The following is a 4,762-nucleotide window of genomic DNA, read 5'->3' on the forward strand; positions in this document are numbered from 1 at the left end:
GGCGGGCGGCGGGGCGGGTGCCCTGCCCCAGGGAGGGAGCCGAGGCCTCGGGGGCTATCGCCTCACGCTGCGCGGCCCGGGCTGCCTTGCGCTCCTTGCGGGTCCCTCCGCCACGCCGCTCCACGGCACGGGTGGTCACGAAGAGCAGCCAGGCGGCGCCCAGCACGCCGAAGCCGGCCCAGGCGGTCGGGCTGAAGGCCGTGTCGGCCGCCCACTCGACGACCCCGGTCATCACCAGGCCGATGGGCACGAGTGAGTACGCGGCGATACGGGCCGCCCTGAGGAAGCGCTTGCGGTAGGCCGTGATCGCGGCGACGCCCAGGCCGGCCGCGGACACTGCGGCACAAACGGTCTCGGCAATCATCCGGTCCTCCAGGCGGTGCTCGGTCGGGCAGGGTCGGTTCGTTCCTTCCATCCTGCACCGCCCCGCACCCGGCATGCCATGGCCGGACCGGACCTCAGGGAGATCTCCGGGTCGTCTCGGGGTCGGCTCCACCCCTGGTACCAGACATCTACGGCCCTCCGAACTGTGCGTCCCGAATTGGGTCGGCGGCGGCCGTGCTGGGAGACTGGGACCCATGAGCGACTCCTCCCCCGCACGTCCCGCCTCCGTGGTCCTGGACGTATGGTGCGAACTCCAGTGCCCGGACTGCCACAGCGCCCTCGATGACCTCCGCGCCCTGCGCGCCCGCTACGGCGACCGGCTCGAACTGCGGCTGCGTCACTTCCCGCTGGAGAAGCACAAGCACTCCTTCGCCGCCGCCCAGGCCGCCGAGGAGGCCGCGGAGCAGGGCAAGGCGTGGCCGTACGTGGAAGCAGTACTGGGACGGGTCGAGCAACTGGGCCGCGAAGGCCAGCCCTTCCTGATCGACGTGGCCCGCGAACTCGGCCTCGACGCCGAGGAGTTCGACACCGCGCTGATCGACGGCCGGCACATCCTGATCGTCGACGCCGACCAGGCCGAGGGCAAGGCGATCGGCGTGACCGGCACCCCTACGTACGTCATCGGCGGCGAACGTCTCGACGGCGGCAAGAGCCAGGAGGGGCTGCGCGGGCGCATAGAGGAGATCGCCGACCGACTGCTTGCCGAGGGGATGCCGGCCTCGTAGCGGTCACGGCTCGCGGTACCCCGAGGCTCGCACAGCACCCCCCCCACCACGCAGGCGCGCGTGCGCCTCAGAGCAGTTCCTTGTACAGGTGGTGTGCCGTCGTCCGGTAACCGAGCGACTCGTAGAGCCGCTCGGCCGGGGTGTTGCCCGCGAAGACGTTGAGCGTCATGCGGTCCTTCCCGCCCGACACGGCCTGCTGCTCGGCCAGAAGCATCAGGGCACGGCCGTGACCGTGGCCCCGGTGCTCCGCGTCGACCTCGACCTCCAGCACGAACCCCGTCTCGGGCCACAGCCCCAGCCACAGGACACCGACCCGCGCCCCCTCGTGCTCCAGGACGCTGATCAGGGTGTTCTCGGTGGCCAGCCCGTCGGCGAGGTACTTCGCGTGCCCCTCGTCCGTCCTGGCGTAGGCCTCGGGGGCCGACATGCCCTGCTTGATCAGGCTGCGCGCGAACGCCTCGCGCTCGTGCGCGAGCCAGGGACCGTACTCTCCCTCGGTCATGGGACGGGCGGAGCTGCCCGCGGGCAGCTCGGGCCGGGTGCCGTTGAGGGGTTTCGCCAAGTGGCGGCTGCCGGGCAGGTACCCGAGCGCCGTGGCGAGCCGGAGGGAGGCGTCCGCGTCGCCGGGCACGGACACCTCGATGCGCCGGCACCCCCAGCCCCGTACCACTTCCTCGGCGGCGAGCGCGGCCACCGTGCCCCGGCCGCGCCTGCGGTCCGGCTCGTCGATGTGCAGGTCCTCGATACGGGCCACGTCAGGGCCGTACTCCGGGCGCATGACGAGGTGTATGCCGCCCACGGGACGGCTGTTCACGCACACCTGGTAGTTCCGCGAACGCGTTCCGTCCGCAGCGTGCTGAAGCGGCTCGGTCGGCCGCAGAGTGGTGGTCATCAGGGGTGTTCTACCCGTATCGCCGCCCGTCGTCATCCGGGATTCGTGCGCCGCCTCCCGACCCCGGCCACCACGTTCCCCGCCACCGCGATCCCCGCCGCTACGGATCGAGGTCGTTTCCGGCCCGCTCCTGGAAGATCCGCATCGCCTTGGCCGTCACCGGGCCCGGGGCACCAGGGAGTTCGCGTGAGTCGACCCGGTGCACCGCCTGCACGTCACGCAGGGTCGAGGTCAGGAAGACCTCGTCGGCGCGTTCCAGGACGTCCAGCGGCAGATCGGTCTCGCGGGCGCCCGTCCACTCTGCGGCGAGCGCGCGTGTGATGCCCGCGAGGCAACCGGAGGGGACCGGCGGGGTGTGGATCTCCCCGTCCAGGACCACGAAGACGTTCGAGCCCGTGCCCTCGCACAGTTGCCCGACCGTGTTGGCGAACAGGGCCTCGGACGCGCCCTGTTCGTGCGCACGGGCGAGGGCGACGACGTTCTCGGCGTACGAGGTGGCCTTGAGGCCGGCGAGGGCGCCGCGCTCGTTGCGGGTCCAGGGGACCGTGATCACGGCCGTCGAGTCGGGGCGCCGACTCGTCTCGCCGAGGGCGACGACGAGGGTGGCGCCGTGGTCGCCCCGGTCCGAACCGAGCGGGGAGACGCCTCCGGTGTACGTGATGCGGAGGCGGCCGAGCGGCATCGGGTTGGCGTCGACCACGGCGGCACAGGCGCGTCGCACCTCGTCGAGGTCGGGCTCGGGCAGCCCGAGGCCGCGCGCCGAGCGGGCCAGCCGGTCGAGGTGACGGGTCAGCGCGAACGGCCGCCCGTCGGCCGCCTTCACCGTCTCGAAGACGCCGTCGCCCACGGTCAGTCCATGGTCGAAGACGGAGACGCGGGCGCCCTCGATGTCCTGCAGACCACCATCGAGCCAGATCTTCACGTAACGGTCCTCCCACTCACCTCGTACTCCCCCGACGCTACCGCGAGCAGCCTGGCCGCCTTCAGCTCGGTCTCCCGCCACTCCCCCTCGGGGTCCGACCCCCAGGTGATGCCCGCACCAGTGCCGAAGCGCAGCAGGCCTTCCGCACGGTCGATCCAGAAGGTGCGGATGCCCACGGCCAGCTCGCCGGAGCCCCGGTCGGCGTCCACCCAGCCGATGCCGCCGCAGTAGGGGCCGCGAGGTGCCGTCTCCAGGTCGGCGAGGATCCGCAGAGCGCTGGACTTGGGGGCCCCGGTGACGGAGCCGGGCGGGAAGGCGGCGGTCAGCAGCTCGGGCCAGCCGGCGTCGTCGCGCAGTTCGCCGCGCACAGTGGAGACGAGATGGACCAGGCCCGGATGCTTCTCGACGACGCACAGGTCGGGGACCGTCACCGAGCCCGTGGTGCAGACGCGGCCGATGTCATTGCGGACCAGGTCCACGATCATCACGTTCTCGGCGTAGTCCTTCTCCAGCAGGTCCGCCTCCGTGCGCCCGGTGCCCTTGATCGGGCCGGACTCGACGACGCGGCCCCCGCGACGCAGGAACAGCTCGGGGGACGCGGTGGCGATCTCCACGCCGTGACCGGGCAGGAGAATCGTTCCTGCATAGGGCGCCGGGTTGCCGCGCGCCAGCAGCGCGGTCAGCGCGTCCACGTCGGCGCCGGGCGCGACGGGCGCGGACAGGACCCGGCAGAGGTTCGCCTGGTACACCTCGCCGGCCGCGATGTGCTCGCGTATGCGCCGTACACCCTCCGTGTACGCGCCGCGGTCCAGGGACGACGTCCAGTCACCGGTGCCGGGACCGCGCCATGCCCCCGGCACCACGGCGGGCACCGGCTCGCGTCGTACGTCACGGAAGCGCGCGCACACCAGACGTCCCTCGTAGTCGGCCGAGACGGCCCAGAATCCGGATGAGTCCAGGGCCGCGGGATCGCTGGTCACGTCGGTGAGGCCGGTCGCGACGATGCCGCCGAAGCGGGCAAGAGGAGGCAGGTCGGGCACGCGGTCGAGTCTAGGACGGGCGCCCCGCGGGCCGCCCTGACCGGGTCCTGGACCGGACGCACCGCAGCACGCTGCACAAACGCGTTTTTGTACTGGCCCCGGAATCCGCTAGAGTTCAACTCGTCGCCGCGACGCGCAAGCGAAACGGAAACGACAAGCGGACGTAGCTCAGTTGGTAGAGCGCAACCTTGCCAAGGTTGAGGTCGCGAGTTCGAGCCTCGTCGTCCGCTCGAAGGAACCCAGGGGATCATCCCGAACTCCTGCACTCCTGGTGGAGTGGCCGAGAGGCGAGGCAACGGCCTGCAAAGCCGTCTACACGGGTTCAAATCCCGTCTCCACCTCCGAGGACGATTAGCTCAGCGGGAGAGCGCTTCCCTGACACGGAAGAGGTCACTGGTTCAATCCCAGTATCGTCCACTGGATCTTGTCGCACGTTCGACAAGATCTCGTCCCGCGCGATTAGCTCAGCGGGAGAGCGCTTCCCTGACACGGAAGAGGTCACTGGTTCAATCCCAGTATCGCGCACGCACTATCCAGGGCCCTCCGGCCGTGGTCCCGAGGACGATTAGCTCAGCGGGAGAGCGCTTCCCTGACACGGAAGAGGTCACTGGTTCAATCCCAGTATCGTCCACACACCGAAGCCCCCAGCCGTCTCATACGGCCGGGGGCTTCCTCGTGTGCGGCTCAGCCGCGGAGCTCAGCTGGAGAACAGCATGTGGCCGAAGCTCTTGTGGCGCTTGTGGCCGTAGTGACCGTGGTGACCGCCATGGCCTCCCTGCGGGGCACCCCAGGCGGGGGC

At 70.9% G+C, this 4,762-nt stretch carries 5 protein-coding genes, 5 tRNA genes and 1 pseudogene; 6 read left to right on the forward strand and 5 right to left on the reverse strand.

Annotation, left to right across the window (positions count from 1 at the left end; genetic code table 11):
• On the reverse strand, positions 1 to 364 hold a 364-nt coding region (locus FPZ41_RS44865; RefSeq protein WP_152870490.1), incomplete at its 3' end, for a hypothetical protein.
• Positions 365 to 578: 214 nt separating this feature from the next.
• Between FPZ41_RS44865 and FPZ41_RS44870 the strand changes: the two genes are divergently transcribed.
• Entirely contained in the window at positions 579 to 1,109 is a 531-nt protein-coding gene (locus tag FPZ41_RS44870; protein WP_152870493.1) for a DsbA family protein, read from the forward strand.
• A 67-nt stretch (positions 1,110 to 1,176) separates the two neighbouring features.
• Here the strand turns inward: FPZ41_RS44870 and FPZ41_RS44875 are convergent, their stop codons facing one another.
• The 3 genes from FPZ41_RS44875 to FPZ41_RS44885 form a co-directional block, all read right to left on the reverse strand.
• Complete coding sequence (locus tag FPZ41_RS44875; protein WP_152870495.1) at positions 1,177 to 2,001, reverse strand: GNAT family N-acetyltransferase; 825 nt, start codon at positions 1,999 to 2,001, stop codon at positions 1,177 to 1,179.
• A 100-nt stretch (positions 2,002 to 2,101) separates the two neighbouring features.
• On the reverse strand, positions 2,102 to 2,923 hold the full coding sequence (locus FPZ41_RS44880) for an aminotransferase class IV (protein WP_322621535.1): 822 nt from the start codon (positions 2,921 to 2,923) through the stop codon (positions 2,102 to 2,104).
• A complete protein-coding gene (locus FPZ41_RS44885) occupies positions 2,920 to 3,963 on the reverse strand; it encodes a chorismate-binding protein (protein WP_322621536.1) in 1,044 nt (347 codons plus the stop codon). The genes FPZ41_RS44880 and FPZ41_RS44885 overlap by 4 nt, the downstream gene beginning before the upstream one ends.
• 157 nt (positions 3,964 to 4,120) lie before the next feature.
• On the opposite strand from FPZ41_RS44885, the gene FPZ41_RS44890 reads away from it, so the two are divergent.
• The 5 genes from FPZ41_RS44890 to FPZ41_RS44910 all read left to right on the forward strand — a co-directional run bounded on the left by FPZ41_RS44890 (position 4,121) and on the right by FPZ41_RS44910 (position 4,594).
• Positions 4,121 to 4,193: transfer RNA gene (locus FPZ41_RS44890), tRNA-Gly, on the forward strand.
• Positions 4,194 to 4,233: 40 nt separating this feature from the next.
• Positions 4,234 to 4,304 (forward strand) — tRNA-Cys (locus FPZ41_RS44895).
• A 4-nt stretch (positions 4,305 to 4,308) separates the two neighbouring features.
• Positions 4,309 to 4,380 (forward strand) — tRNA-Val (locus tag FPZ41_RS44900).
• A gap of 36 nt (positions 4,381 to 4,416) precedes the next feature.
• Positions 4,417 to 4,488, forward strand: a tRNA-Val gene (locus FPZ41_RS44905).
• A gap of 34 nt (positions 4,489 to 4,522) precedes the next feature.
• Positions 4,523 to 4,594: transfer RNA gene (locus FPZ41_RS44910), tRNA-Val, on the forward strand.
• Positions 4,595 to 4,660: 66 nt separating this feature from the next.
• Here FPZ41_RS44910 and FPZ41_RS49265 read toward each other — a convergent pair.
• A pseudogene (locus FPZ41_RS49265) lies at positions 4,661 to 4,762 on the reverse strand (zf-TFIIB domain-containing protein); the annotation flags it as partial.

Origin of the sequence: Streptomyces acidicola, from assembly GCF_009377235.1 — a bacterium.
Taxonomy (GTDB): Bacteria; Actinomycetota; Actinomycetes; order Streptomycetales; family Streptomycetaceae; genus Streptomyces; species Streptomyces acidicola.